The organism is Cryobacterium psychrotolerans, assembly GCF_900101115.1.
Taxonomy (GTDB): domain Bacteria; phylum Actinomycetota; class Actinomycetes; order Actinomycetales; family Microbacteriaceae; genus Cryobacterium; species Cryobacterium psychrotolerans.
Genome location: NZ_FNFU01000011.1, coordinates 37,956 through 62,019, shown reverse-complemented (window position 1 = coordinate 62,019; position 24,064 = coordinate 37,956). Strand labels below are relative to the sequence as shown.

Annotated in this window: 26 protein-coding genes and 2 tRNA genes; 6 read left to right on the top strand and 22 right to left on the bottom strand. The window is 66.5% G+C overall.

The annotated features are described in order from the left end of the window. The first annotated feature begins 58 nt into the window (after positions 1–58). The 3 genes from valS to BLQ39_RS10445 are packed head-to-tail and all read left to right on the top strand — an operon-like array spanning position 59 to position 3,373. The gene (gene valS / locus BLQ39_RS10455; RefSeq protein WP_092323810.1) at positions 59–2,641 is read left to right on the top strand and encodes a valine--tRNA ligase; all 2,583 of its coding nucleotides are present in this window, start codon (positions 59–61) and stop codon (positions 2,639–2,641) included. Between the two features lie 10 nt (positions 2,642–2,651). Beyond that, positions 2,652–3,098 carry a GNAT family N-acetyltransferase gene (locus tag BLQ39_RS10450; RefSeq protein WP_092323808.1) on the top strand — a complete coding sequence of 149 codons (447 nt, stop codon included), beginning with the start codon at positions 2,652–2,654 and terminating at the stop codon, positions 3,096–3,098. A gap of 8 nt (positions 3,099–3,106) precedes the next feature. After that, a complete protein-coding gene (locus BLQ39_RS10445; RefSeq protein ID WP_092323807.1) occupies positions 3,107–3,373 on the top strand; it encodes a hypothetical protein in 267 nt (88 codons plus the stop codon). A gap of 113 nt (positions 3,374–3,486) precedes the next feature. On the opposite strand, the gene BLQ39_RS10440 is transcribed toward BLQ39_RS10445, so the two are convergent. Genes BLQ39_RS10440 through BLQ39_RS10430 form a run of 3 tightly spaced genes read right to left on the bottom strand, consistent with a single transcriptional unit; the run spans position 3,487 to position 7,104 of the window. Then, positions 3,487–4,842: a thiolase family protein gene (locus BLQ39_RS10440; protein WP_241986940.1), complete on the bottom strand. Its 1,356-nt coding sequence runs from the start codon at positions 4,840–4,842 to the stop codon at positions 3,487–3,489. Further along, positions 4,823–6,262 carry a class I adenylate-forming enzyme family protein gene (locus BLQ39_RS10435; RefSeq protein WP_092323805.1) on the bottom strand — a complete coding sequence of 480 codons (1,440 nt, stop codon included), beginning with the start codon at positions 6,260–6,262 and terminating at the stop codon, positions 4,823–4,825. The genes BLQ39_RS10440 and BLQ39_RS10435 overlap by 20 nt, the downstream gene beginning before the upstream one ends. A gap of 8 nt (positions 6,263–6,270) precedes the next feature. Further along, the gene (locus tag BLQ39_RS10430; RefSeq protein WP_092323804.1) at positions 6,271–7,104 is read right to left on the bottom strand and encodes a class I SAM-dependent methyltransferase; all 834 of its coding nucleotides are present in this window, start codon (positions 7,102–7,104) and stop codon (positions 6,271–6,273) included. A 42-nt stretch (positions 7,105–7,146) separates the two neighbouring features. Between BLQ39_RS10430 and BLQ39_RS10425 the strand changes: the two genes are divergently transcribed. Then, a complete protein-coding gene (locus tag BLQ39_RS10425) occupies positions 7,147–9,213 on the top strand; it encodes a M3 family metallopeptidase (RefSeq protein WP_092323802.1) in 2,067 nt (688 codons plus the stop codon). Between the two features lie 23 nt (positions 9,214–9,236). Here BLQ39_RS10425 and BLQ39_RS10420 read toward each other — a convergent pair whose 3' ends face one another. From BLQ39_RS10420 to BLQ39_RS10395, 6 genes are all read right to left on the bottom strand, one after another. After that, positions 9,237–9,647: a glycoside hydrolase family 31 family protein gene (locus BLQ39_RS10420; RefSeq protein WP_338419114.1), complete on the bottom strand. Its 411-nt coding sequence runs from the start codon at positions 9,645–9,647 to the stop codon at positions 9,237–9,239. Between the two features lie 98 nt (positions 9,648–9,745). Then, positions 9,746–11,026: an ATP-dependent Clp protease ATP-binding subunit ClpX gene (clpX, locus tag BLQ39_RS10415; protein ID WP_092323799.1), complete on the bottom strand. Its 1,281-nt coding sequence runs from the start codon at positions 11,024–11,026 to the stop codon at positions 9,746–9,748. A 134-nt stretch (positions 11,027–11,160) separates the two neighbouring features. Continuing rightward, positions 11,161–11,844: an ATP-dependent Clp protease proteolytic subunit gene (locus BLQ39_RS10410; protein WP_277870630.1), complete on the bottom strand. Its 684-nt coding sequence runs from the start codon at positions 11,842–11,844 to the stop codon at positions 11,161–11,163. A 27-nt stretch (positions 11,845–11,871) separates the two neighbouring features. Next, positions 11,872–12,471, bottom strand: coding sequence for an ATP-dependent Clp protease proteolytic subunit (locus BLQ39_RS10405; protein WP_092323798.1), 600 nt, complete (start codon positions 12,469–12,471; stop codon positions 11,872–11,874). 218 nt (positions 12,472–12,689) lie between these two features. Further along, positions 12,690–14,078, bottom strand: a complete 1,389-nt coding sequence (gene tig, locus BLQ39_RS10400; RefSeq protein WP_166784427.1) for a trigger factor — start codon at positions 14,076–14,078, stop codon at positions 12,690–12,692. Between the two features lie 46 nt (positions 14,079–14,124). After that, positions 14,125–14,201: transfer RNA gene (locus tag BLQ39_RS10395), tRNA-Pro, on the bottom strand. Positions 14,202–14,374: 173 nt separating this feature from the next. Here BLQ39_RS10395 and BLQ39_RS10390 point away from each other — a divergent pair. Together BLQ39_RS10390 and BLQ39_RS10385 are read left to right on the top strand one after the other, a co-directional pair. Then, positions 14,375–14,445: transfer RNA gene (locus BLQ39_RS10390), tRNA-Gly, on the top strand. Between the two features lie 139 nt (positions 14,446–14,584). Beyond that, positions 14,585–15,295, top strand: coding sequence for a DUF2511 domain-containing protein (locus BLQ39_RS10385; protein ID WP_174775350.1), 711 nt, complete (start codon positions 14,585–14,587; stop codon positions 15,293–15,295). 17 nt (positions 15,296–15,312) lie between these two features. On the opposite strand, the gene BLQ39_RS10380 is transcribed toward BLQ39_RS10385, so the two are convergent. The 13 genes from BLQ39_RS10380 to BLQ39_RS10315 all read right to left on the bottom strand — a co-directional run bounded on the left by BLQ39_RS10380 (position 15,313) and on the right by BLQ39_RS10315 (position 24,043). Beyond that, positions 15,313–16,458: a tyrosine-type recombinase/integrase gene (locus BLQ39_RS10380; RefSeq protein ID WP_092323793.1), complete on the bottom strand. Its 1,146-nt coding sequence runs from the start codon at positions 16,456–16,458 to the stop codon at positions 15,313–15,315. After that, positions 16,458–16,742, bottom strand: coding sequence for a hypothetical protein (locus BLQ39_RS10375; RefSeq protein ID WP_092323792.1), 285 nt, complete (start codon positions 16,740–16,742; stop codon positions 16,458–16,460). The genes BLQ39_RS10380 and BLQ39_RS10375 overlap by 1 nt, the downstream gene beginning before the upstream one ends. Next, a complete protein-coding gene (locus BLQ39_RS10370) occupies positions 16,739–17,404 on the bottom strand; it encodes a recombinase family protein (protein ID WP_092323790.1) in 666 nt (221 codons plus the stop codon). The genes BLQ39_RS10375 and BLQ39_RS10370 overlap by 4 nt, the downstream gene beginning before the upstream one ends. Next, on the bottom strand, positions 17,404–17,694 hold the full coding sequence (locus BLQ39_RS10365) for a hypothetical protein (protein WP_092323789.1): 291 nt from the start codon (positions 17,692–17,694) through the stop codon (positions 17,404–17,406). Before BLQ39_RS10365 ends, BLQ39_RS10370 begins: the two co-directional genes overlap by 1 nt. Beyond that, positions 17,691–17,945, bottom strand: coding sequence for a DUF4314 domain-containing protein (locus BLQ39_RS10360; protein ID WP_092323787.1), 255 nt, complete (start codon positions 17,943–17,945; stop codon positions 17,691–17,693). Before BLQ39_RS10360 ends, BLQ39_RS10365 begins: the two co-directional genes overlap by 4 nt. Continuing rightward, positions 17,942–18,346 (bottom strand): hypothetical protein, encoded by a 405-nt coding sequence (locus BLQ39_RS10355; protein WP_092323786.1) that lies wholly within the window; start codon positions 18,344–18,346, stop codon positions 17,942–17,944. The genes BLQ39_RS10360 and BLQ39_RS10355 overlap by 4 nt, the downstream gene beginning before the upstream one ends. Positions 18,347–18,689: 343 nt before the next feature. Continuing rightward, positions 18,690–19,304, bottom strand: a complete 615-nt coding sequence (locus tag BLQ39_RS10345) for a hypothetical protein (RefSeq protein WP_092323782.1) — start codon at positions 19,302–19,304, stop codon at positions 18,690–18,692. Positions 19,305–19,557: 253 nt separating this feature from the next. Then, complete coding sequence (locus BLQ39_RS10340; protein ID WP_092323781.1) at positions 19,558–19,902, bottom strand: hypothetical protein; 345 nt, start codon at positions 19,900–19,902, stop codon at positions 19,558–19,560. A gap of 1 nt (position 19,903) precedes the next feature. Further along, a complete protein-coding gene (locus BLQ39_RS10335; protein WP_135109314.1) occupies positions 19,904–21,979 on the bottom strand; it encodes a bifunctional DNA primase/helicase in 2,076 nt (691 codons plus the stop codon). A 33-nt stretch (positions 21,980–22,012) separates the two neighbouring features. Next, a complete protein-coding gene (locus tag BLQ39_RS10330; RefSeq protein WP_092323778.1) occupies positions 22,013–22,225 on the bottom strand; it encodes a helix-turn-helix domain-containing protein in 213 nt (70 codons plus the stop codon). A gap of 387 nt (positions 22,226–22,612) precedes the next feature. Continuing rightward, the gene (locus tag BLQ39_RS10325) at positions 22,613–23,110 is read right to left on the bottom strand and encodes a hypothetical protein (RefSeq protein ID WP_135109316.1); all 498 of its coding nucleotides are present in this window, start codon (positions 23,108–23,110) and stop codon (positions 22,613–22,615) included. Between the two features lie 89 nt (positions 23,111–23,199). After that, the gene (locus BLQ39_RS10320; protein WP_092323775.1) at positions 23,200–23,748 is read right to left on the bottom strand and encodes a hypothetical protein; all 549 of its coding nucleotides are present in this window, start codon (positions 23,746–23,748) and stop codon (positions 23,200–23,202) included. A 16-nt stretch (positions 23,749–23,764) separates the two neighbouring features. Then, entirely contained in the window at positions 23,765–24,043 is a 279-nt protein-coding gene (locus BLQ39_RS10315) for a hypothetical protein (protein WP_092323773.1), read from the bottom strand. Positions 24,044–24,064: the final 21 nt, after the last annotated feature.

Genomic DNA, 24,064 nt, shown 5'->3' with positions numbered 1-24,064 from the left:
CCAGCTTTTGAGGCACTTCACCATCGACACGGTGCCGCACAGATCGAATCGGAGAACCATGCCCATCGCCAGCGTTCCGGACAAGCCGGCCCTCGAAGGGCTCGAAGCAAAATGGGGCGGCAGCTGGGAAGAGGCAGGCACCTACCGCTTCGACCGGTCGTCTTCGACCCGCGAGAACATCTACTCGATTGACACCCCGCCGCCGACCGCCTCCGGGTCGTTGCACATCGGCCACGTCTTCTCGTACACGCACACGGATGTCATCGCCCGGTTCCAGCGCATGCGCGGCAAGAGCGTCTTCTACCCGATGGGCTGGGACGACAACGGCCTGCCCACCGAACGGCGCGTGCAGAACTACTACGGCGTGCGCTGCGACCCCTCGCTGCACTACAGCCCCGACTTCGTCGCCCCCTTCGAGGGCGGCGACGGCAAGAGCACCAAGGCCGCCGACCAGCTGCCGATCAGCCGCCGTAACTTCATCGAGCTGTGCGAGCGACTCACGATCGAAGACGAGAAGCAGTTCGAGGCGCTCTGGCGCACCCTCGGCCTGAGCGTTGACTGGACCCAGACCTACCGAACGATCGGCCCGGACTCGCTGGTCACCTCGCAGTCGGCGTTCCTCGGCAACGTCGAGCGCGGCGAGGCCTACCAGGCTATGGCGCCCACGCTCTGGGATGTCACCTTCCGCACGGCCGTCGCCCAGGCCGAGCTCGAGGACAAGGAGGTGCCGGCCGCGTACCACCGGGTCTCCTTCCTGAAGCCGGATGGCTCCACCATCGAGATCGAGACCACGCGCCCCGAGCTCCTCCCGGCCTGCGTCGCCCTGGTGGCGCATCCGGATGACGAGCGCTACAAGCACTTGTTCGGCACGAGCGTGCGCACCCCGCTCTTCGACGTCGAGGTGCCCGTTCTCGCGCACCACCTCGCGCAGAAGGACAAGGGCAGCGGAATCGCGATGATCTGCACCTTCGGCGACGTCACCGACGTCGTCTGGTGGCGCGAACTCGACCTGCCCAACCGGGCCATCATGGGCTTCGACGGCCGGATCATCGCCGAGGTTCCCGAGGCCATCGTCTCCGAAGCGGGCCAGGCCGCGTACGCGCAGCTCGCCGGCAAGACCGTGTTCTCGGCCAAGCAGGCCGTCGTCGAGCTGCTCCGCGCGAGCGGCGACCTCATCGGCGAACCCAGGCCGATCGTGCACGCGGTCAAGTTCTTCGAGAAGGGCGACAAGCCCCTCGAGATCGTCTCCACCCGCCAGTGGTACATCCGCAACGGCGCCCGCGACGAGAAGCTCCGGGCACGCCTGCTCTCCCACGGCAACGACCTCGAATGGCACCCCGAATTCATGCGGGTGCGCTACGAAAACTGGGTCAACGGCCTCACCGGCGACTGGCTCATCTCCCGGCAGCGCTTCTTCGGCGTCCCCCTCCCCGTCTGGTACCCGCTGGATGCCGACGCGAACCCGGTCTTCGACGCCCCGATCCTCGCCACCCGCGAGATGCTCCCGGTCGACCCATCCTCCGAGGCCGCCCCCGGCTACGCGGCCGACCAGCGCGGCCAGGCCGGCGGTTTCGTCGGCGAGGTCGACGTGATGGATACCTGGGCCACCTCGTCGCTCACGCCGCAACTGGCCGGCGGCTGGGAGCGCGACCCCGAGCTGTTCGACCTGGTCTACCCGTTCTCACTGCGCCCGCAGGGCCAGGACATCATCCGCACCTGGCTCTTCTCCACCCTGCTGCGCTCCGAGCTCGAGCACGGGATGTCGCCGTGGAAGCACGCCGCGCTGTCCGGCTTCATCGTCGACCCCGACCGCAAGAAGATGTCCAAGTCCAAGGGCAACGTGGTCACCCCGGCCGGGATGCTCGAGCAGCACGGCTCGGACGCGGTGCGCTACTGGGCGGCATCCTCAAGGCTCGGTACCGATGCCGCGTTCGACCCGATGAACCCGACCCAGATCAAGATCGGCCGCCGCCTGGCGATCAAGATCCTGAACGCGTCCAAGTTCATTCTCAGCTTCGAGGGCGCGGCCGACGCTCCGGTGACCGAACCGATCGACCGGAGCATGCTCGCCGGCCTCGCCGCCGTCGTCACCCAGTCGAGCACCGCTTTCGACAACTACGACCACGCGCGGGCGCTGGAGACCAGCGAAAGCTTCTTCTGGACCTTCTGCGACGACTACCTCGAGCTGGTCAAGGAACGCGCCTACGGCGAGACGGGCCCGGCCCAGGCCTCGGCCGTCGCCGCCCTCCGCACGGCCCTGTCGACGCTGCTGCGACTGTTCGCCCCGTTTGTGCCCTTCGCCACCGAGGAGGCCTGGTCCTGGTCCAACGACGGCTCGGTTCACCGGGCATCCTGGCCGACCGCCGACGAGCTCGCCACGCCCGAGGCGGGCGACCCCGCCCTGCTCGATCTGGCCAGCCGAGCCCTCACCGGAATCCGGCGCGCAAAGACCGATGCGAAGGCTTCGCAGAAAACTGCCGTGTCATCTGCTGTAATTAGTGGAATCGCCTCGCACGTCGGGCTGCTCACGCAGGCCGCCGCTGATCTTCAGGCGGTGGGACGCATTGCGGAGTTGACGTTTGTGGAAGGCAGCGAACTGGCTGTCACTAGTATCGTGCTTGCCACGGTGTCAGAAAGTTAAGGAGAACCGGATGTCTGTTCAGGTACGACCGCTTGGCGACAAGGATTTCTTTTCCTGGCTGGGACTCTTCGAGGGGTACAGCGAGTTCTACAAGAGCGAACTGACTGACGAAAAGGCCCTGCGCGTGTGGAGCTGGATCATCGACAAGGGCCACGACCTGACGGGCGCCGTCGCCCTCAACGACGAGGGCGAGTTCATCGGTTTCGCCCACTACCGCGCCTACCCTCGCACGCTGACCGCAGACCGGGGCCTGTTCCTCGACGATCTCTTCGTCGTCTCCGGCAAGCGCGGAGCCGGCGTGGGCAAGGCCCTGATCGAATTCTCGAAGACCTACGCCGGCGAGCACCACCTCAAGCAGCTGCAGTGGCTCACCGCAGCGGACAACAAGTCCGCGCAGAAGCTCTACGACGATGTCGCCACCCGCACCAGCTGGGTCACCTACGAGATCGAGCTCTAGGCCGGCTCATGCAACTTGGAACACGCTGGTCCGTCGGCGCCCCGGTGCCCGCCGGCCTCCCCCACGTCGTGGAAATCGCCGTCAAGGCGGTCGAGGAGGAACTCGTCGCGGTCGGCGAGGAAACCGGGACCTGGCGCTGGACGCTGACCTGGCTGGAGAGCAAGCCCGTGATCGAGCTCGACGACGGCACGGTCATCCGGTACAACCCGGGGGAAGACAGCGCCACCATCACCCAGCCCGTCGGCCCCGTCGAAGACGACGAGGACTGGATCTAGCACTTTCGAATACCGGGACGCAGCCGTGGCACCCAGGGCGCCCATGAGGCCGATCAGCATGACCAGGCTGTCGATGAGTGTGCCCTTTCCCCGGCGACGTCCCTGCCAGCACGTTATCGCGCGGTGCCGTCCCACCGCCAGAGCGCCGCGACACCGAGTCCGCCGGCAATGCTCACGGCCGACAGCGACAGCTCGCCTGCCCGGCCGGATGCCCGACCCTGCGTGAGGAGCCTGAGCACGAGCAGGGCGCCGCTCGCGCCGAAGGGGTGCCCCACGGCCAGCGCGCCGCCCTGGAGATTGGCGCGCTCCTCCGGGATGCCGAGGATGTCCATCGAGGCGAGCACCTGGGCCGCGAATGCCTCGTTGAATTCGATCCGGGCCAGGTCCGCACTCGCGACATTCTGCCGGTCCAGGACGAGCCGGGCGGCTTCGGCGCCGGCGATGCCGAGGTGGTTCGGGTCCGTGCCGGTCACCGCCGAGTCGACAAAGCGAAGGTAGCCGGTCAGCCCGAGGCTGTCGGCGACCCTCCTGCTGGTGACCAGCACCACGACGGCGCCGTCGGCATCGGCGCAGGAATTGCCGGCGGTCACGGTGCCGCCCGGCCGGAATACGGGCGGGAATCGGCGCAGCAGCTCGGCCGTGAGCGAGCGCCGGGGACCCTCGTCGGCCGAGACCAGGCCGGCCTCCGCGTGCACCGGAACGATCTCGCCGGCCAGGGCGCCCGTGTCCTGGGCGACGCCGGCCAGCCGGTGGCTGCGCAGCGCGTACGCGTCCTGGCGCTCCCGGGTGATGCCGAACCGGTCGGCGACGTTCTCGGCGGCGACGCCCATGTCGGGGTCGCCCACCTCGTCGGGAGAAAAGCGCACCCGATCGAAGAAATCCGCATGCCCCGGCGTCGAGGTCAGCCGGTGCGCACGCAGCGGCGCCGTGCTGCAGCTCTCCACGCCGCCGGCCAGATAGGCACTGCCCGCGCCGGACGCCACGAGCCGGCAGGCCAGCACGATGGCCTCCAGTCCCGAGCCGCACTGCCGGTCGATGGTCATGCCGGGCACGCGGGACGGCAGCCCGGCCGCGAGGGCGGCCAGCCGGGCCACGTTGCCGCCGCCGCCCACCGCGTTGCCGATGATGACGTCGTCGATGTCGGCCGCCGGGATGCCGACAGCGGCGACCACGGCCGAGAGCACGGGGGAGAGCAGCTCGTCGGCGAGAATTCGCCCGAAGACGCCGTTCCGGCGTGCGAAAGCGGTGCGTCGGCCGAGCACGACCACCGGCTCCCGGTCCGCGCCGCTCGCGGCCGCGCCGGTGAGGGCCGCGCCGGTGAGGGCCGCGCCGGTGAGGTTTCCAGCTGCGCGGGCGGCGCGCCGTTGCGCGGGCGGCGCATCACCCGCGTTGCGGCGTACTGCCCGCGCGTCGGTGTCGTGCACGCCGGCGGGCGCGCCGTCGCCGCCGCTACCGGAGAGGCCGGACACGGTCGTCCCCTTCCGCGATCCAGTCGCTGAGCATGCGGCGGCTGATCTTGCCGGCGGCGGTGACCGGCGCTTCGGCGAGGGAGAACCAGGCGCGGGGGCGCTTGGGCGCGGCGAGCAGGGAGGCGGCGGCCGTCCGGAGGCCGGCAGCATCCGTCTCGTCGCCGCCAATCACCGCGGCCACCAGCTTGCTTCCCCTGTGCCGGTCGGGGATGCCGGTCACGATGATCGTGCGCACGCCGGGGACATCCTGCAGGGCCGCTTCGACCTCGTGCGGGTACACGTTGTGGCCGGAGGTGACGACCATGTCGGCGCGGCGGCCCAGGTGGTGCAGCACGGCGTCCGCGTCCAGGAACCCCTGGTCGCCGACGGTGCACCAGTCGCCGTCCCGCCGGAAGGCCTCCCCGTCATCTCCCCAGGCGTAACCGTCGCTGACCAGCGGGCTGCGCACGGAGATCGTGCCCGGTTCCCCCTCGGGCAGCTCGCGGCCCTCGTCATCGCGAATGCGGATGCCGACGCCGGGGAGGGCGCGACCGACGGCGGTGGCCGACGGATCGGGCTCGTCGCCGGGGAGGAGCGCCGAGGCGCTGACGAAGCTGAGCTCGGCGGCGCCGTAGTACTCGAAGACGGTCGCGTTCGGGGCCCAGCGTCGCACCAGGGCCAGTGTGGCGGCGTCCAGTTTCGCGCCGGCGCTGACGATACCGGTGAGTGTTGTTCCGTCTGCGCCGGCGGCGACGGCTCGCTCGCTGATCAGGCGCAGGGCGGCCGGCGCCGACACGATCCGGGTGATCCTTCGGGCGGTGACGCAGGCGACGGCGGCTCCGACGTCAAAGCTCGGCAGGGCGAAGAACGCGGCCCCGGTGTGCAGGGATTCGGCCAGGGCGAAGAGGGTGAGGCTGGACGAGAGCGGACCGGGAGCCAGCGTGCGGTCGGCACGGGTGAGGCCGAAGAACGCTGTGCCGTGTTCGAAGGAGCGCTGCCAGGAACGGCGGGAGCGGGTGAAGGCCTTGGGCAGGGAGGTCGTGCCGGAGGTGAAGCCGAGCAGGAAGACGGAGTCGGCGGGGCCGTCCGCGAGCTCGGTGCTGGAAGTACCGGCGTCGGCGGTACCGGTGTCGGCGGGCGGCGGCCCCGGGCGGAACTCACGCAGGCGCTCCTCGACGGCCGCGCGCTGGGCATCCGGCCAGCCGGGGTCCAGCACGGCGCAGACTCCGCTGCCGGCCACGGCGGCCGCGAAGCGCACGACGAACTCGGTCCCGTTGGGCAGGCAGAGTGCGGTGAGCGCCGGGTTCTCACCGGCGGCAGCGACGAGGGATGCCGCCCGGTCGCGCAGCTCGGCGAAGCTGAGGCGGTCACCGGCCACCTCTACGGCGGTGGCGTCGGGCTGCACCCGCGCCCAGTATTCGAGCCGATCGACGAAGGGCATGGTGTCCGTTACTTGCGCGCGATGATCTCGCCGTGCGGCATGCCGAACCAGCCGTCCGGGTCCGCCGCCCACTGGCGCCAGGCGGCCGCCATCGCCCGCAATTCGGTGAGGTCGGCCACGCCGGCCTCGATCGCGTGGGTCGCGAAGCTCGATTCGGTCGCCCGCACCGCCCAGGATTCGCCCCACCACTCGCGTTCGATCGCGTTGGCGAAACACCAGATCGAGGCGCTGCTCTCCACGGCGGAGAATCCGGCCAGGCGGGCCCATGCCTTCAGCGCGCGCCCGGCGTCCGGGTCGCCGCCGTTCCAGTAGTGCACGTCGCGGTAGACCGTCATCCACTCCGACAGCCCCTGCAGTTTGGGGTAGTACATCACTCCCCCGTAGTCGACGTCCCGGGCAGCGAAGACTCCGCCGGGCCGGAGCACCCGGCGTATCTCGCGCATGGCGGCGACCGGGTTCGCGACGTGCTGGATCACCTGGTGAGCGTGCACGATGTCGAAGGACTCATCGGGGAAGTCGAGCGAGTAGACGTCGCCGACCTGGAAACCCGCGTTGCGCACGCCCTTGTCGAAGGCGAGGCCGGCGGCATGCTCGATGATCTCCGCCGACGCGTCGACGCCGACGACCCGGCCGGGGGCCAGCCTGCGGGCCAGGTCGACCGTGATCGTGCCGGGGCCGCAGCCCACATCGAGCAGGGTCAGGCCGGATTCCAGGTGCGGGATGAGGTACGCAGCGGAATTCGCCACCGTGCGCCAGGTGTGCGAGCGCAGCACGCTCTCGTGGTGGCCATGAGTGTATTGGTCTCGCGGCGCCGTTTCCGGGCGTTCGGGCGAGTCGGTCATGACCCGAGCCTACTCAACTGGCGGCCCAACTAGGGTGGTCGCATGGCTGACTCCGTGAACTCCTCCGTGAACTCCTCCGTGAACCCCTTTCTTGCTCCGAGCACGCTCCCCTACCAGCTGCCGCCCTTTGCCGACATCCGCGACGAGCATTACCGCGAGGCGTTCGACCACGGCATCGCGGAGCAGCTCGCCGAGATCGCGCTGATCGTGTCCAACCCCGACGAGCCGACCTTTGAGAACACGCTGCTGCCGCTCGAGCGCAGCGGGCAGACGCTCCAGCGCGTCGCCGCGGTGTTCTTCAACAAGAGTTCCTCCGACTCCAACGACTTCACCAACGCGCTCGAGGAGGAACTCGCGCCCCTTCTCGCGGCGCACGAGGACGCCATCCGGCTCGACCCCGGGCTCTATGCCCGGATCGCGTCCGTGCACGCGCAGCGCGAAGAGCTGGGCCGGGACGCCGAATCGCTGTACCTGGTCGAGCGGTACCACACCGAGTTCACCCTCTCCGGGGCCGGCTTGTCCGACGAGGACAAGGCCGCGCTGCGCGACTTCAACAAGCGCCTCTCGACGCTGACGACGCGCTTCGAGAAGAACCTCCTGGCCGACACCAACGAACTCGCCGTGCTGATCGACGATGTCGCCCAGCTGGACGGCCTCGCGGCCGGGGAGATCTCGGCCGCCGCCGAGGCCGCGAAGGAGCGGCGGCTGAACGGCTACCTGATCAGCCTCGTGCTCCCGACCTCGCACCCGTACCTGGCGAGCCTGACCAACCGGGAGGTTCGGGAGCGGCTGCTGTCGGCCTCCGCGGCCCGCGGCATCCGTGGCGGCGCGCACGACAACCGCGAACTTGTCCTGGAGATCTCGCGCCTGCGCGCCGAGCGGGCGAGGTTGCTCGGCTTCGACAGCCACGCGGCCTTCGTCACGGCCGACGAGACCGCGAAGAATCCGGATGCCGTGGCCGAGATGCTCGGACGCCTCGCCCCGGCCGCGGCGCGGAACGCGCGGGCCGAACAGGCCGAGCTGCAGAAGATCATCGACGGCTCCGGCGAGGGGTTCGAGCTCGCCGCCTGGGACTGGGCGTTCTACACCGAGAAGGTGCGCCAGGCCACGTTCGACGTGGACACCGCCGCCATGCGCCCCTACTTCGAGCTCGAGCGGGTGCTGCAGGACGGCGTCTTCCACGCGGCCACCCGGCTCTACGGCGTGACCTTCACTCCGCGCCCCGACCTCGTCGCCTGGCACCCGGACGCCCGGGTCTTCGAGGTCTCCGACGAGGACGGCTCCCCCGTCGGCCTGTACATCGGCGACTTCTACACCCGCGATTCGAAGCGCGGCGGGGCCTGGATGAACCCGCTCATCTCCCAGTCGGCGCTGCTCGAAACGCCCACCGTCGTCTGCAACAACATGAACATCGCCAAGCCCACCGCCGGCGAGCCCACGCTGCTCAGCTTCGACGAGGTGAACACCCTCTTCCACGAATTCGGGCACGCGCTGCACGGGTTGTTCGCCCAGGTGACCTACCCGAAATTCTCCGGCACGAATGTGTACCGCGACTTCGTCGAGTTCCCGAGCCAGGTCAACGAGATGTGGATGCTCCAGCCGGAGGTGCTGGCGAACTACGCCCGCCACCACGAAACCGGTGAGCCGATGCCGCAGGACCTGGTCGACCGGATCCACGCCTCGTCCACGTTCAACGAGGGTTTCTCCACCAGTGAGTACCTCGCCGCGGCCCTGCTCGACCAGGCGTGGCACCGGATCGACGCGGACGCGGTGGTGACGGATGTTGCCGAGTTCGAGGCATCCGCCCTCGCCGCCGTCGGCCTCGACAACCCGCTCGTGCCCACCCGGTACGCCAGCACGTACTTCGCGCACACCTTCTCCGGCGGCTACGACGCCGGCTACTATTCGTACATCTGGAGCGAGGTGCTCGACGCGGACACGGTCGACTGGTTCACCGAGAACGGCGGCCTCACCCGGGAGAACGGCGACCGCTTCCGCGACCGCCTGCTCGGCGTGGGCGGCCGGATGGACCCCCTGGAGGCCTACCGCGACTTCCGCGGCCGCGACGCGATCATCCAGCCCCTGCTCGACCGCCGCGGCCTCAACTAACCGCGAAACCGCAGTTGTGCGCCTTATTCGGGCATTTTAGCGCGCACAACTGCGGTTTCGCGGGAGGGGAAGACGGCGCGCAGCGACGCCCACGACGCGGCGCGGCAGTACACCGGGATCTCGTCCAGCGGAACCGGGCGGCTGACCGTGCGCCCGCCGGCCAGGGCCTCCCCGGTCCAGGCATCCACCCAGTCGCCGGCCGGCAGGTACACCGTCCACTCGGTGGCGCCGGCCTCGAGCACGGGCGCGACGAGCAGGTCGTCGCCGAGCATCCACTGCAGCGGATGCGCCCACACGTTCTCGTCGTGCGGGTGGTCGAAGTAGAGGGCCCGCATCAGCGGCGCGCTCGTGGCGATCGTGCGGCGAGACTGCTCGGCGAGGTACGGCACGAGTCGCTCGCGCACCTCGATCAGGCGCTTGAACACCGGGATCACCCGGTCATCCGCGTTGCGCTCGGCGATGTTCCACGGCGTGCGGTCCCGGGACGGGGTGCCGTCAGGCCGGGCGGGCGGGTGAGCCCTCGGGTCGCGGGTTAGGCGGACTTCTCTTCGCGCCGGGCCTTGTGGTGAATGATCGTGGGCTCCGCATTGTCGAGCACTGCCTCGCGGGTGACGATGACGCGGGCCACCTCGGTGCTGGACGGCACCTCGAACATGATCGGCCCGAGGACCTCTTCCATGATCGCGCGCAGGCCGCGGGCACCCGTTTTACGGAGCACGGCCAGGTCGGCGATCGCTTCGAGGGCGGGCTGCTCGAATTCGAGCTCGACGCCGTCGAGTTCGAACATGCGCTGGTACTGGCGCACGAGCGCGTTCTTCGGCACGGTCAGGATCTGCATGAGAGCGACCTGGTCGAGTTGCGTGACCGTGGCGACGACGGGAAGACGCCCGATGAACTCGGGGATCAAGCCGAACTTGTGCAGGTCTTCCGGGAGCACCTCGCCGAAGAGGTTGACGTCGTCACCCTTGCTGTGCAGCGGGGCGCCGAAGCCGATGCCCTTCTTGCCGGCCCGCGAGGAGATGATGTCTTCGAGCCCGGCAAACGCGCCGGCCACGATGAACAGCACATTCGTGGTGTCGATCTGGATGAACTCCTGGTGCGGATGCTTGCGGCCGCCCTGCGGCGGAACCGACGCGATGGTGCCCTCGAGGATCTTCAGCAGGGCCTGCTGCACGCCCTCGCCGGACACGTCGCGGGTGATCGAGGGGTTCTCGGCCTTGCGGGCGATCTTGTCGATCTCGTCGATGTAGATGATGCCGGTCTCTGCGCGCTTGACGTCGTAGTCTGCCGCCTGGATCAGCTTGAGCAGGATGTTTTCGACGTCTTCGCCGACGTAGCCGGCCTCGGTCAGGGCCGTCGCATCCGCCACGGCGAAGGGCACGTTGAGGCGTTTGGCGAGCGTCTGGGCCAGGTACGTCTTGCCGCAGCCCGTGGGACCGATGAGAAGAATGTTGGACTTGGCGATCTCGACGTCGTCACGGATGGCGTCGGCCGCCGTGAGCGTCGCCCGTGAGCGCACCCGCTTGTAGTGGTTGTAGACCGCAACGGCGAGGGCGCGCTTGGCTGCCTCCTGGCCGATGACGTATTCCTCGAGAAAGCCGAAGATCTCCTTGGGCTTGGGGAGGTCGAAGTCGCCGCTGCCCTCTTCGGAGCCGGCCTCGGCCAGTCGTTCTTCGATGATTTCGTTGCACAACTCGACGCACTCGTCGCAGATGTAGACGCCCGGACCCGCAATGAGCTGCTGGACCTGCTTCTGGCTCTTTCCGCAGAAGGAGCACTTCAGCAGGTCGGCGCTTTCGCCTATTCGGGCCATCTGTAGCCTCCTCCATCGGTGTCGCTAGCAATGAGCCTAGCCTGTGCCTGTGACACCGCGTGCACGCCGTGCCCAAAGCGAAACGGCGCGCCCCCCTGAAGGCGGGCGCGCCGTTTCGGCACAGCGTGGCGCGTCTACTTGACCAGTGTCGGCAGGTTTTTGCGGCTGGTCAGGACCTGGTCGATCAGGCCGTACTCGAGGGCCTCGGCCGCGCCCAGGATCTTGTCGCGGTCGATGTCCTTGTTGACCTGTTCCACCGACTTGTTGGAGTGGTGCGAGAGGGTCTCCTCGAGCCACACGCGCATGCGCATGATCTCGGCGGCCTGGATTTCGATGTCCGAGGCCTGGCCGCTTCCGGAGCCGCCGACCGACGGCTGGTGGATGAGGATCCGCGCGTTCGGGAGGGCGAGGCGCTTGCCTGCCGTTCCGCCGGCAAGCAGCACCGCGGCCGCGGACGCCGCCTGGCCGAGGCAGACCGTCTGAATGTGCGGGCGGATGTACTGCATCGTGTCGTAAATCGCCGTCATGGCCGTGAACGAGCCACCGGGTGAGTTGATGTACATGACGATGTCGCGGTCGGGGTCCTGGCTCTCGAGCACGAGAAGCTGGGCCATGACGTCGTCGGCGGAAGCGTCATCCACCTGCACACCGAGGAAGATGATGCGGTCCTCGAAGAGCTTGGCGTAGGGGTCCTGGCGCTTGTAGCCGTAGGCCGTGCGCTCCTCGAACGTGGGCAGGATGTACCGGGAATCCGGCATCGAGGCGGCGGGGCCGCCCTGCGAGCTGGATGCGGTTCCACCGAATGTGGGGATGGTCATGGTTTTCTTCCTCTTCGGTTCGGTGGGCTACTTGGTGGTGTCCGCGGCCACGGTGCCGCCGCCGCCGGCGACGTCGGTGGCGGATTCGCGGACATGGTCGACGAAACCGTATTCGAGGGCTTCTTGGGCGCTGAACCAGCGGTCGCGGTCGCCGTCGGCGTTGATCTGCTCGACCGTCTTGCCGGTCTGGGCCGCGGTGATCTCGGCGAGGCGCTTCTTCATGTCGAGGATGAGCTGGGCCTGGGTCTGGATGTCGCTGGCCGTTCCGCCGAAGCCGCCGTGCGGCTGGTGCAGCAGCACACGGGTGTTCGGGGTGATGTAGCGCTTGCCCTTGGTGCCCGAGGTGAGGAGCAGCTGGCCCATCGAGGCGGCCATGCCGATGCCCACCGTGACGATGTCGTTCGGCACGAACTGCATCGTGTCGTAGATCGCCATGCCGGCGGTGATCGATCCGCCCGGGGAGTTGATGTACAGGTAGATGTCGAGCTTGGGGTCCTCGGCGGCCAGCAGCAGGATCTTGGCACAGATCTCGTTGGCGCTGTCGTCACGGACCTCTGAGCCGAGCCAGATGATTCGATCTTTCAGCAGTCGGTCAAATACGCCGGGTGTCGGTGTCATATCGGCCATGTCGCGCTCCGTTTCGCTTGTCGCTTCAGAATGAATCTATAGGAGCCCGGCCCGAAGAACGGCTCTGTTCGCCCTCGGCAGATTACGCGCGCCCACCGACCCGGCCGGCCATGCGACTCCGACGGTGCTTCAGACGCAGAACGGGCCGGATGTCCAGTGACATCCGGCCCGTAGGCGCTCGCTCGCTAGCGCGCGTGCGTGCGTGCGTGCGTGGCGTGCTACTTCTTGGCAGCGGCCTTCTTCTTCGGCTTGGCCTTGGCTTCGACCGGCTCCTCGGTGTTCTCGTCCTCGGCGTTCTCGTCCGCCGCGGCATCCGCTGCCGTGTCGTCGTCCTCGACCGCGCTGAATTCGGACAGGTCGACGGCCTTGCCGTTCGAGTCGACAACCGTCGCCTTGCCCAGCGCGATGGCCAGCGCCTTGTTGCGGGCGACCTCGGCCACCATCGACGGGATCTGGCCGTTGCTGCTCAGGGCCTGCACGAACTCACTCGGGTCCATGCCGTACTGGCTCGCGCCCTGGATCAGGTACTGGGTCAGCTCGTCCTGGCTGACCTGGACCTTTTCGGCCTCGGCGATCGTGTCGAGCAGGATCTGCTGGCGGAAGGTCTTCTCGCTCGACGCGGTGACCTCGGCGCGGTGCTCGTCGTCCTCGAGGCGGCTCTCGCCCTCGAGGTGACGGTTCACCTCGTCTTCGATGATCGCGGCGGGGATCGGGACCTCGACGGATTCGAGGAGCTGCTCGATGAGCTTCTCCCGGGCCTGGTTGCCCTGGCCGAAGGCCTTCGAGCGCTCGACCTGCACCTTGAGGCTCTCGGTCAGCTCGGCCACGGTGTCGAACTCGCTGGAGATCTGAGCGAAGTCGTCGTCGACGGGCGGAAGCTCGCGCTCCTTGACGGCCGAGACGGTGACGACGATCTCGGCGGTTTCGCCCTCGTGGTCGCCGCCCATGAGCTTCGAGTTGAACGTGGTGGTCTCGCCGGCGCTGAGCGAGTCGAGCGCCTCGTCGATGCCCTCGATCAGGTCGCCGGAGCCGACCTCATAGGAAATGCCGCTGGCGGTGTCGACCTCGACGCCGTTGATGGTTGCGACCAGGTCGATCTGGGCGAAGTCGCCGGTCTTGGCCGGACGCTCGACGGTGACGAGCGTGCCGAAGCGGCTGCGCAGCTTGTCGAGCTCCTCGGTGACCTCGTCGTCGGACACCTCGACGGCGTCGACGGTGAGCGTGAGCCCCTTATAGTCGGGAAGCTCGATCTCGGGGCGGACGTCAACCTCGATGGCCAGCAGCAGGTCTCCGGAGAAGTCCTTGTCGCTCGGCCATTCGACGATGTCGGCCTCCGGGCGGCCCAGGGGGCGCAGCTTGTGCTCTTCGACAACCTTGCGGTAGAAGCCGTCGAGGCTTTCGTTGACCGCGTGCTCAAGGACGCCGGACTTGCCGACGCGCTGGTCGATGATTGCCGGCGGAACCTTGCCCTTGCGGAATCCGGGGATGTTGATGCCCTCGGCAATATGACCGTAGGCGTGGGTGATGCTGGGCTTGAGCTCCTCCGGCGTCACCGTGATGGTGAGCTTGGCGCGCGTGGGGCTCAGCTTTTCGACCGTTGACTTCACGTGGGGACTCTCCTGTGTTTTGAACGATTGCGTGTGTGGGGGGTGATGGTCGGGGCGACAGGATTCGAACCTGCGACCTCTCGGTCCCAAACCGAGCGCTCTACCAAGCTGAGCTACGCCCCGGATCGCCATCTCAACCCGTTGGGGCCCTCCGGTTTGACGCAAGGAACATCCTCACGGCACGCCGATTGACCTCGGTAAGTCTAGTGCACAGCTCCGCACGTCCCGGCGCGGGGACGTGCAGCGAGCGCCCGTCAACGTGTACTACGCTATTTGAGTGCCCGGCGACGGGCCCTGGGGATGTAGCTCAATGGTAGAGCCTCAGTTTTCCAAACTGATGGCGCGGGTTCGATTCCCGTCATCCCCTCCCAGTAACCGCAAGGATCGCGAGGGCATCGCCCCTCCGCCCGAATCGGAAATCCCGTCCAAAACCCGGCGCATCTCCTGCCGACACGCGATAACCCTCATGCGAGCGTCCCACTTGCCGCTTTCGATACAGTCGCAGCATGCACACAATTAAGCCGCTCGCCGCGACGATAGTCGGAATCGCAGCATTGCTCCTCGCGGGATGCTCGGCAGCTTCGCCGGACAGCACGCCTAAGCCGGAACAGTCGACCTCCGCAAAGCCAGCTGTAACGATGACCGATGCTGAGCGCATCACGACGGCAGAGAGGATCGTGCTCGATGAACTCTCTGACGCTCCTGTCTGGGAAGGAGTGACCGCCTCGGGCGTCGCGGTAGATGACTCCGAGGTCTGCGTGGATAGAACCTATGGCCCAACGGGAGGGCTCGATGGCATTGGGGGAAACGCGGGTTATGTGGTCGTGACTTTTCCTAGCAAGGCCTTGGGCGAGCCGCAGGAAGGAGTCTGCGCGGACTATGCGCCGGTGGCACCAAGCGAAGTCGCCCCGGTCGAAGTACCCGATGCAGTGGCCGACGATCCCGGTCTACTCGTGAGCACCGACTATCGCGACAAGTGGCCGCTGACAGTTCCGTATGTAGTCGCCCAGTGCGAGAACATCACGGCAGGCGGCATGAATCTGCAAGTGCTCACTATCGACACTCCGGACGGGACCACCTACGCAGCAAACGGCACCGCGAAAGACCACACGGACTACCCGTCGCTCGATCCCGTCTGGGCCGACAACCCCGACGTTGACGGCCTCAAGATTGACATCAGCCCAATCATCGACGCGGGGCTCATGCTCTGCAGCTAACTCGACCAGCAGCTGGTTCAGCCCTCTGCGACGAACGCCTCGAACCGGGCGATCTGCTCGTTGTAGTCGCTCGGGTACAGATGGGCATAGATGCCGTCCGTCGTGGCGACCGACGCGTGCCCCATCCAGCGGCTGACCTCGTAGGGCTTGAACCCGGCTGCGAACATCAGGGATGCGCAAGTGTGGCGCAAATCGTGGAAGCGGATGCTCTTCGGGATGTCTGCCCGTTCGGCTGCGGGGCGCATGTAATACTTCAGCACTCCCCCGAGGTCGACGGGTCGCGTCCAGTCCAGGCGTCGCGAGCCGTTGGAGCGGCCCGGCCAGAACAGCGCGTCGGGGTCGCCGGAATTCGGATGACGGAGCAGGTGCAGCTTCAAGGCTGCGATGAGTTCGCGGTTCAACAGGGGAACGTTGCGCGTTGAACGCTTGGACTTCGGAGTGCCGACGGTCCACTCCCCTCCCAAGCGCTTCACGGTCTGACGAACCTCGACGTGCCCAGCCGTGAAGTTCACGTCACGCACGCGCAACCCCGTAATCTCTGCGGCGCGCAGGCCGGTGTACGCGGCAAACCGAATCAACGTGTCGAGCGGGGCGTAGTCCTCCAACTGTGCAGCGAGCGCGTCGGCCTGTTTCGCGGTCAGGAACACCGGGGCGAAGTCCGCGCTCGGGACGTTCTTGGGAAGCTCGACTCCGTCGCAAGGGTTGAACGAGATGAGCCGGTGCCGCATGGCGTAGCGGAACACCTTATTCAGCAGGACGTAGTGGTTGTGCACCGTGTTCGGCGCGAGGCCGTCCCGCGTGAGGTCTGCGACCCAACGCTCCACATCCTGCCCGGTGATGGTCGAGATACGCCGTGCTCCGAAGCGCGGGAGGATCTTCTTGTCGAACAGATTCTCGTACTGCACGAGCGTCCCAGCTTTCAGCCGCGAACGGCTCGCCTCGAAGGAGTCTGCTGCAACCTCGCGGAATGTCTTGAAGTTTTTAGCGAGCGGAGCCGTGATGTCGCCCGAGGCCTTCGTGTCCTCCACCTTCAGGGCGAAGCGCTCGGCCTCTCGCTTCACGGAGTAAGTGCGCTGCATCTTCCTATCGCCCTCACGCCAGTGCACCTCGAATGCGATGCCGTTTGGTGCCTTCTTTCGTTGCACTTCGCGTACGTGTGCCATCAGTATTCGCCGTCCTCGGCTGTAGGAATTCGGGTGTCAGGGTGGAAGTAGCCGAGTTCCCAGTCCGGCTCGGTGGCTGCGGACCAGATATACCGGGCGTAGATCCGGACGCAGCCGCTGCGGAGCAACGTAATGCGGACGATCACGGCAGGATGATCGTCGGACTCCACGACCACATGGCCGGGCCGTAGGTCACCAGCGCGCACGCCTACCGTGGAAGGTCGCAGGTTGTATGCCGTGCCGAGGGTCTGACGAGCGGTGTGCGGGTGCAGCTCGGCGCTCATGCTGCAACCTTCTCCGCAGAACGACGGACGACGCCGCCCACGACGGTGTGTGACCATTGGCCGACACCGCTCTGCGTGGGCACGCCTTCGATGTTGAGCTGCCGGGCGATGGCGGAAAGGCTCAGCCCTGCCGCGTGGTGCTGCAAGATGGCGGCTTGCACCTCGGGCGTGACCTGGGAGGGCTTGCCGAGTTGGACACCCTCAGCCTTCAGCGCTGCCAAGGCCGCTGACGTGCGCTCGCCGATCAGTTCGCGCTCGAACTGCGCCACCTGCATCAGCACCCCGGCGATGAAGCGGCCCGTTGCGTTGCCGGTGTCGAGATCGAAGTCCAGCACGGCGATGGCCCAACGCTGCCGGTGTGAGGTCGCGAGAAGGTCACTGAAGTCGATGACAGACCGAGACAGGCGGTCGAGCTTTGCTGCGACGAGGCCGGAAGCGTCGCACCGCTTCCGGCTGCGCAACACGGCGAGCGCGGCCTGCAGGCCAGGACGGTCGGTGTCCTTGCCGGATACGCCGTCGTCCACGTACCACCCGACGATCTCCCAACCCTTGACGGTCGCCGTCGATAGGATCGCTTCACGCTGCGCCTCGATGCCGAGGGAAGTATCGCGGCTCCTGTCGGCGCGGCTGATGCGCAGATAGCCGAGCATGCGCTTGGTCATTAGTGAATCCCTTCGAACAGGTCGCCTTCGACATACGTGAGTCGGGCTCCGGTGGTGTCGTGGTGCGCGTAGTACAGATATGTGGCCTCGCCGAACTCGATGCGCCACCCCGCGTCGTGCAGCGCGTCTGCGAGGGTGTCGTCTGCACCGTCCCCGAAGAATGCATCACCGCTGCTCGGCGGCTCGAATGTGTCGAGGATCGCCTTCAACGCAACGAATGTGTCCGGCTTCTCGGTGCGGATGCGGGTTAGCGTGGCGGCGTAGGCCTGCCAGTAGCCGAGGAGGTTCATCGGTCGTCCTCCTTGGCGTCGGGTGCGGGATAGGTCTGAACGAACGGCGCGTTCCACCAGCGCTCGTGCACCACCTCCCACACGTCCTCGCCCGGGACGAGGCCGAGCGTCGAGCCGTCCTCCCACCGCACGTGCACGGTGCCCGCGTCGTCTATGTGCTCGACTGCGCCTGCCTCGCCCGGGACGATCCGCGTGTGTGGGTCTGTGGTGCTGACGAGGCGGACGAACGCGCCGGGACGTAGGGCCGTCATGCCTGCGCCGCCTGGGCGGTCGTGGTCTTGGCCGGAGTGGCCTTGCGCGTGGCAGGCTTGGCGGCTGTGGCACGAACGGGAGTCTCCGTGGGAACGGCCTTCGCCTTGGGTTCCGGCTTGGGAGCGGTGGCCTTGGCGTAGGCAGCCTCGGCGGCGGCGAGCCTGCGTGCAGCCTTGGCCTTGACCTCCGCTTCAAGCTCGGCGGCTCGGGTCGCGATGCGTGCCTGGTTCCCCTCGGACTTCTGGAACGTGCCGCGCAGGGCCGAGCTGAGGTAGACGGACAGCGGGTCCACCTTGTAGCCGGTCTGCTCCTCCAGCCACGCGGCGTAGGCGGCGATGACCGGGGTTACTTCCTTGGCTGCGTAGTTGGCGAGAGCCGGGGTCTGCTTGGTGTTCGACATGATGGTTTCTCCTTGGTGGTTTCGGAGCGGTGATCCTCGTCACCGCTCGGAGGGAAGTTAAACCTGCTTCTGCTGCCTAAGGCAACAACTATCTTGCTGGCCATTTGGTGGCAGATAATCGGTCGGCTCATACCGGTCTCACGGAACGCCTAGTTCGTGTGGCCCGGGCCATCCTCGTGTGGCTCCGGGCCTGATGTGCCCTTGATCCGAGCTGCGCTTACTGCTCTCAGGGCGAGATTGTGGGCTTCTAGCCAGAGGTCCATGTCCTCCGCCTGGATGAGCACGTTCGCTACCGCGACGCCCCAGACCTGCGCGTCACGGATCTGGCGAGCGCGCTCGTCCATCAGCGGAAGTCCGCCTCAGAATTGCGCGGGGTGCGACGTCCGCCCTCGGCTGCGTCGGCGCGCCTGCCCAGACCCCGGCTGGAGAAGTTGGCCCCGCGCTCCCGCGCCAAGAGGTACTGCTCGCGGGTGAGCCGGGACGCTCGGGTCTCGGGTTCGGGCGGAGCCTGCTCGAACAGGTCCCGCTCCTGGACTGCGCGCTCCTCGTTGCTGACGGAAGGCCGCTTGCGCTTGGGGGCCACGTCCTCTCGCTCTGCAACCTCTGCGACGCGGCGGTCCCGGTCCTGCTCGTGCGCCTCGGAATCCTCCACGACCTGCGCGTCGATCACGTTGGGGTCTTCGTCGATGTCCTCAGCAACGTCCACGAGCACGCCTTCCAGCACGTCCTCGTAAGTCTTCTCTTTGGATACGGTCAGCTCGACTACCTGCTTGCCTGTGAAGCCTGCATGAACGAGCCCTTGCTTGATCGCCTCAAGCTGCACGGCGGGCGGCTTGCTGTCATCGAAGGCAATCTCGTGCAGCTTCGCCATGAATCGGTCGGCAGCCATCAGCCCCCGGGTGTGTGCGGCAGCGACGACAGCAGGGATGTTCCCACCGTGGCTGGCACAGCGCGTCATGTTGGGCAATGCATGCTTCCTGCACATCCAACCGTTCTTCGTCGGCGCTCCACAAAGGGGGCGTCCGCCGAAAGGATCAATTTCTCTCTTCGACATGGGTTGCAGCCTTTCTCTTGTAGTTTTCATTTCTTATCTGTTGAGGTATCTGTGTTGTCACTGGGTCATGTCCCGTGTGTGACCCGTGCGACCCCCGTAAACGGGTATCGCGGGTCACTACACCGGGTCACGATGACCCGCTCTCCGGGGTCACGGGTCACGGGTCACGGGTCACCGCCGGAAGCACCGTTTCTGCGAGCCGAAATCCCACATACAGGCTCACTGCAAGCACCCGTCCGTTCACCACTCCCCGCTCCACCCGTGCACGGCGAGGAACGACGACTTCGAGCCGAGTAGCCATGCGGATCAGGTTGGTGGCCGTCTTCTCTGCGAGGCCGGTATCGAGGATCGCGTCGTAGCACTCCTCCCGTGTGTGCTCCAGGCCGTCGCTCAGCAATGCGGCGAGCGCAGCCCAACCCGCTTGTAGACGCGGAGCGACGTTGCGCTCCGGGCGGAGGATGGCATTCTCATAGGCATCGCCGCCGTCGATGGGTCGGCCCATGTCAGCTCTCCTCTTCAGACGCAGCCGCTGCGGGCTGGACCAGGAAGTAGTGCGAGGCGGCGTTCCGAGCTGCGCCCTCTCGCTCAACGCGGAGCACACCGTCAGCCTCCAGAGCATCTACGCGGCTTTCGAGTACAGGCTTGCCGACGCCCTTGCCTTGGCAGGCGTTGACGAGCTTGCCCTTGCCGACGCCCGGATTGTCTCGTACGTGATCCAGCAGCATGCGGTCAGCCTGGGAATGCTTCACGACGGCGGAGGTCTGCGAGAGCTGCATCTTGTTGGTCGCGCGTTCTTGATAGTCCGCGTTGGACTTGTCGGCGTAGTACTCGCCTGCGGTGAGACTTGCGAGCCGAGACAGGACGAGCGACGACCCCACTGTGTTGGGCAGGAGCTGTAACGCGAGCCGCTGCCCGTTCTTCTGCTTCTCTTGCACGAGCCCGACGCGGTCGCCCTTCAAGGTCTCGACGCGCACGTGTGCTCCCGAACGCATGCGCAACTGGTCGCCACCGCGCGCCCGCTCCCCTGCTGCGTTCGTGTGTGCACCGACGACCACCGCGATATCGAGATACCGGGCGAGCGCTCGCAGGCCGCGCGTGACGAGTTCCATCCCCTCGCCGTTCTCCTCGCCGTTCATGTATTCCACGAGCGGGTCGAAGGCCACAACCACCACACGCTCGCCGTACTGCCGCTCGAAGTCGCGCACGGTGCGGACAACCCTCGCCACTCCGTGAGGCGTCGTCATATCGATAGGCGTGGACACCGATCCACCCGGCGACAACTCGGGGTTGGCGTGGTACTCGTCCCACGCGACGATGCGGCTCTGCAACTGCTCCAGACCCTCACCCTCGAACAGCAGTGTTGCTCCGCGAACCACCTCGTGCCCGTGCCACGCCTTACCTGCCCTGATGTGTCGCAGCATGTCCAGAATCGCGAAGGTCTTGCGAGAGCCCGGCTCGCCGAAGAAGTCCGAGAAGAACCCCACCGGCAACCAGCCATCGATGACGAACCGCGCGGGCTGCATGGCGAGAATGTCGTCATCTGACCGCACGTCCTCGATGAGCGTCGTTCGGGCGTCGTCTTCAGTCATGAACAACGCTTCGATGGCTGCGAGAACGTCATCCTTGGTTGCGCCCTCACCAGAGAGGCGAAGACGCTCCATCTCGGCGAGCAGCTTCGCCGGGGTGCCGCCGCGCTTGCGGAAGAAGTCCCCGAGGTCTTCGCCGCTGTCTGCGGGCAGTCCTAGCCGTGTCAGGTCGATTATGTAGGCCGTTGCCCCCACCTTGCGCGCAGCCGCAGCGAATTTCAGAGCACCAGATTTGCCCGTGTCGTCGCAGTCGTATGCGATGAAGAGTTCGCGGTTCGCCACCGGCGCCAGCTCCCGAGGGACATTGGACGCACCACCAGTGCCGGTGATGGCAACGGCACTGCCGGCCATCTCCTGAGTCGTCAGAAGTGCATCCCACTCACCCTCCGCAACGATCACTGGAAGTGAGTTGCCGCTGAGGGTCCCGCCGAAGGCGAGCATGTTGGTTCCATGCTCTGGAGTGTTCAGCATCTTGTACTTAGGTGCGCCCGGGAGGTAGCGCCGAACGTTCCGAACTCCACCCGACAGTCCGACCTGGATCGGAATTGTGTAGCGCTGACCGTCGTGTCCAATGTGGAATCGGTGCAGGGTTTCGAGCGTCAGTCCACGTTGATCGGTCAGGTATACGAGGCGCTTAGGCGAGAGCGCTAGCTGATCGGGCCAGTCCACAAGCGGCTTGTCCTGGTCTTGGAGCTTCGGCGGCAGCTTCGGACTTGCGTCGCGTGGTCGAGGAGGGACTCGCGTCGATTGCGGTGTTGGCCCTCCGAGAGTGCCATCCTTGCGAAGCTTCTGCACGAGGTCGTAAATTTCACCGCCGTGGTTCCCTTTGAGACAGTTCCACTTGCCCGCGATCGCGTTGATGGACGCTGAAGGCGAGCGGCTCGATCCCGGCTCCTCGCACAGCGGGCAGAAGGCGCGCTGCTCTCCGTCTGGAGTCACGTCGCCAGCGAACCACCGCGCGAAGAGACGCTCTGTAACGTCGGGATCCAGCAAGTGTCTGAGTCCAGTAGTTGGTGCCACGGTGGTCTACTTCGCGTCGGTCGTGGGCGCGACGGTGCAAGCGTCGATGTAAGCATCGAGCTGCTCCTGCGTGTGGCGCGCGAGGTTGCCGCCCAGCCGGGTGCAACCCAGCTTGCGCGATTGACGAGCGCGTATGACTTGGCGCTCGCTCATACCGAGATAGGCGGCGGCTTCAGCTGTGTTGAACCAGCGGACGGGTGTGGGGTTGGTCTTGGACATCGGAACTCCTCGGGATGAATCACCGAGTGGGCTCCATTAACGACGAATGCCGAACAATTGGAGCCCACCCGACAAATTGTCGAAAGTGGATTCCGTTGCTCGGCCAGATGTCCGCAGCTTGGTCTTAGAAGGCGTCTCCCGAGAGTGGATGTTCACTCGGGAGCCGATAGCCTCGGCCCTTTGACTGCTTCTTCACTGCCTTCGACGGATCGAAGGGCTGGCCGCTATTCGCCGTCGGATTTCATTCATCGATGATCCCGAACGGACAGCGGTTTACTGCTTTTGGTGCTGGTGGTGCTCGTGCTGATCGCGGCTTGCGCCGGTCACAATTACTACTTTACTTGATCAGCCTCGGTCGCCGCTGGGGAGCGTCGGTAAGGTCGTTGGTCAACGTTCGACAGTTGGTGCGAAGCGTTCCAGAGCGTCCTTCAGACGCACGATCCGGAAGCGGAACGGGTCGTCCTCGCGAGGCACGTCTACGTACCACTCCAGCCCTTCGCAGCCCAGCTCGTCCGTTGCGCGAATGAGGTCGAGGCCGAGCAGCGGGACGCGGGTGCTTCGGCTCAGCGCGCCTCGGAAGTACAACATTTGGAAGTTGCGAGCGACTTCCCACGCGGACAGCCGGGCGTTGTTGTCTTTCCACTTCGCTAGCCTCATGCTCGCCTCGGTGACTGTTCCCCGCGTCTGCGGGTGCATGCAGTCGGCCGGAGCAGCGCGATAGCGAAGTGTCGCCAGCGACACGGCGGGAAGCGCCAGCATGCGGGTCTTCGACGTGAGGCCAGGATCGGGCTCGTCCTCCACTTCCCAGAAGACGTCGTGATAATTCTCGAAAGGGCTCACGAGCGGCGCAAACACCGCAGACGGTAACGTTATTGATACGGACATGTGGTTTCCTCCTGATGGTTGTACTGTTCCGAGTGGTCGACCTCGGCAGACGCGCTCCAGACTAGGGCGCGGCTGCCGGGGTCTTTCTGTTACTGCCAGCGCGGCGCAGTGTCGATGGGGTTGAAGGAACTCCGCGGCATGATCGACAACGCCCTCTGGGTTGCCGCGAACGGGTCGGCGACCTTAGCCGCCAAGGACTCGGCGCTCTTGCCGTAGCTCTGTTGCAGGCTCCGCGTCCTCTCGACCTCGCGGCGCAGCTGTGTGTAGCGGCGGGTGAGTTCGACGATGTCCTTGCCGCGCCGAAGATCGTCTCTGACGGCCTCCAGCTCTTGCCGCAGGGCAAACGCTCCTTCGACGCTGGACTTGCCTCGGGCCACGTGGCTCTCTGCCTGCGCAGTAACCATCTGCTCCAAGGGCCGAACTCGGTCGAACACCTCCTCGTCCACAGCTGCGATGGTCCGGCGCTCGACTTCCGAGTTGGGATAGAACGCGTCGCGGGCTGCGAAGCGCGCTTGGTCGAGGGCGTCGTCCGCGACGTACGTCACGAAGTAACCGCTTTCCTGGGCTGCGGGTTGGTCCTGCTCGATGTCGTCGCCTTCGGCGCTGTCCACCTTGCGTACTACTGGAATATTGCTCATGCTGTTCGTCCTCTCCTTAGGCCCGGCGCTGCTTGCGCTCACGGTGCAGGCGCTCGATGTCGGGGTTGGCTGTGTTCTGGATGCGGGCGAGGGTCGCCCGGCGCTTGTCTTCGGCCTCGAAGGCCTCGGCGAACTCGTCGGCTACGGCGTCGAGCCGCTGCGCGAGGGTGTTGGTCGCGGTCTGGAATTCCGCCGCCGTCTCAGCGAGTGCCCTTTCTAGGAACTGGCTCCGACCGTCGCGCGTATATTCCGGCAAGCCCGTTCGCGGGTCGAGCTTGGGGTTCGCGTGGGGCATTGGGCTCAAGCTCCTCCGATG

Coding starts and splice junctions, on each gene's coding strand:
- clpX (WP_092323799.1), bottom strand. CDS start 11,026: ATGGCCCGAATAGGCGAAAGCGCCGACCTGCTGAAGTGCTCCTTCTGC.
- BLQ39_RS10370 (WP_092323790.1), bottom strand. CDS start 17,404: ATGACCAAGCGCATGCTCGGCTATCTGCGCATCAGCCGCGCCGACAGG.
- BLQ39_RS10330 (WP_092323778.1), bottom strand. CDS start 22,225: ATGTCCAAGACCAACCCCACACCCGTCCGCTGGTTCAACACAGCTGAA.
- BLQ39_RS10365 (WP_092323789.1), bottom strand. CDS start 17,694: ATGAACCTCCTCGGCTACTGGCAGGCCTACGCCGCCACGCTAACCCGC.
- BLQ39_RS10315 (WP_092323773.1), bottom strand. CDS start 24,043: ATGCCCCACGCGAACCCCAAGCTCGACCCGCGAACGGGCTTGCCGGAA.
- valS (WP_092323810.1), top strand. CDS start 59: ATGCCCATCGCCAGCGTTCCGGACAAGCCGGCCCTCGAAGGGCTCGAA.
- BLQ39_RS10375 (WP_092323792.1), bottom strand. CDS start 16,742: ATGAGCGCCGAGCTGCACCCGCACACCGCTCGTCAGACCCTCGGCACG.
- BLQ39_RS10430 (WP_092323804.1), bottom strand. CDS start 7,104: ATGACCGACTCGCCCGAACGCCCGGAAACGGCGCCGCGAGACCAATAC.
- BLQ39_RS10340 (WP_092323781.1), bottom strand. CDS start 19,902: ATGGGCCGACCCATCGACGGCGGCGATGCCTATGAGAATGCCATCCTC.
- BLQ39_RS10385 (WP_174775350.1), top strand. CDS start 14,585: ATGCACACAATTAAGCCGCTCGCCGCGACGATAGTCGGAATCGCAGCA.
- BLQ39_RS10435 (WP_092323805.1), bottom strand. CDS start 6,262: ATGCCCTTCGTCGATCGGCTCGAATACTGGGCGCGGGTGCAGCCCGAC.
- BLQ39_RS10355 (WP_092323786.1), bottom strand. CDS start 18,346: ATGTCGAACACCAAGCAGACCCCGGCTCTCGCCAACTACGCAGCCAAG.
- BLQ39_RS10405 (WP_092323798.1), bottom strand. CDS start 12,471: ATGGCCGATATGACACCGACACCCGGCGTATTTGACCGACTGCTGAAA.
- BLQ39_RS10410 (WP_277870630.1), bottom strand. CDS start 11,844: ATGACCATCCCCACATTCGGTGGAACCGCATCCAGCTCGCAGGGCGGC.
- BLQ39_RS10380 (WP_092323793.1), bottom strand. CDS start 16,458: ATGGCACACGTACGCGAAGTGCAACGAAAGAAGGCACCAAACGGCATC.
- BLQ39_RS10450 (WP_092323808.1), top strand. CDS start 2,652: ATGTCTGTTCAGGTACGACCGCTTGGCGACAAGGATTTCTTTTCCTGG.
- BLQ39_RS10445 (WP_092323807.1), top strand. CDS start 3,107: ATGCAACTTGGAACACGCTGGTCCGTCGGCGCCCCGGTGCCCGCCGGC.
- BLQ39_RS10425 (WP_092323802.1), top strand. CDS start 7,147: ATGGCTGACTCCGTGAACTCCTCCGTGAACTCCTCCGTGAACCCCTTT.
- BLQ39_RS10320 (WP_092323775.1), bottom strand. CDS start 23,748: ATGAGCAATATTCCAGTAGTACGCAAGGTGGACAGCGCCGAAGGCGAC.
- BLQ39_RS10325 (WP_135109316.1), bottom strand. CDS start 23,110: ATGTCCGTATCAATAACGTTACCGTCTGCGGTGTTTGCGCCGCTCGTG.
- BLQ39_RS10345 (WP_092323782.1), bottom strand. CDS start 19,304: ATGACGCGCTGTGCCAGCCACGGTGGGAACATCCCTGCTGTCGTCGCT.
- BLQ39_RS10360 (WP_092323787.1), bottom strand. CDS start 17,945: ATGACGGCCCTACGTCCCGGCGCGTTCGTCCGCCTCGTCAGCACCACA.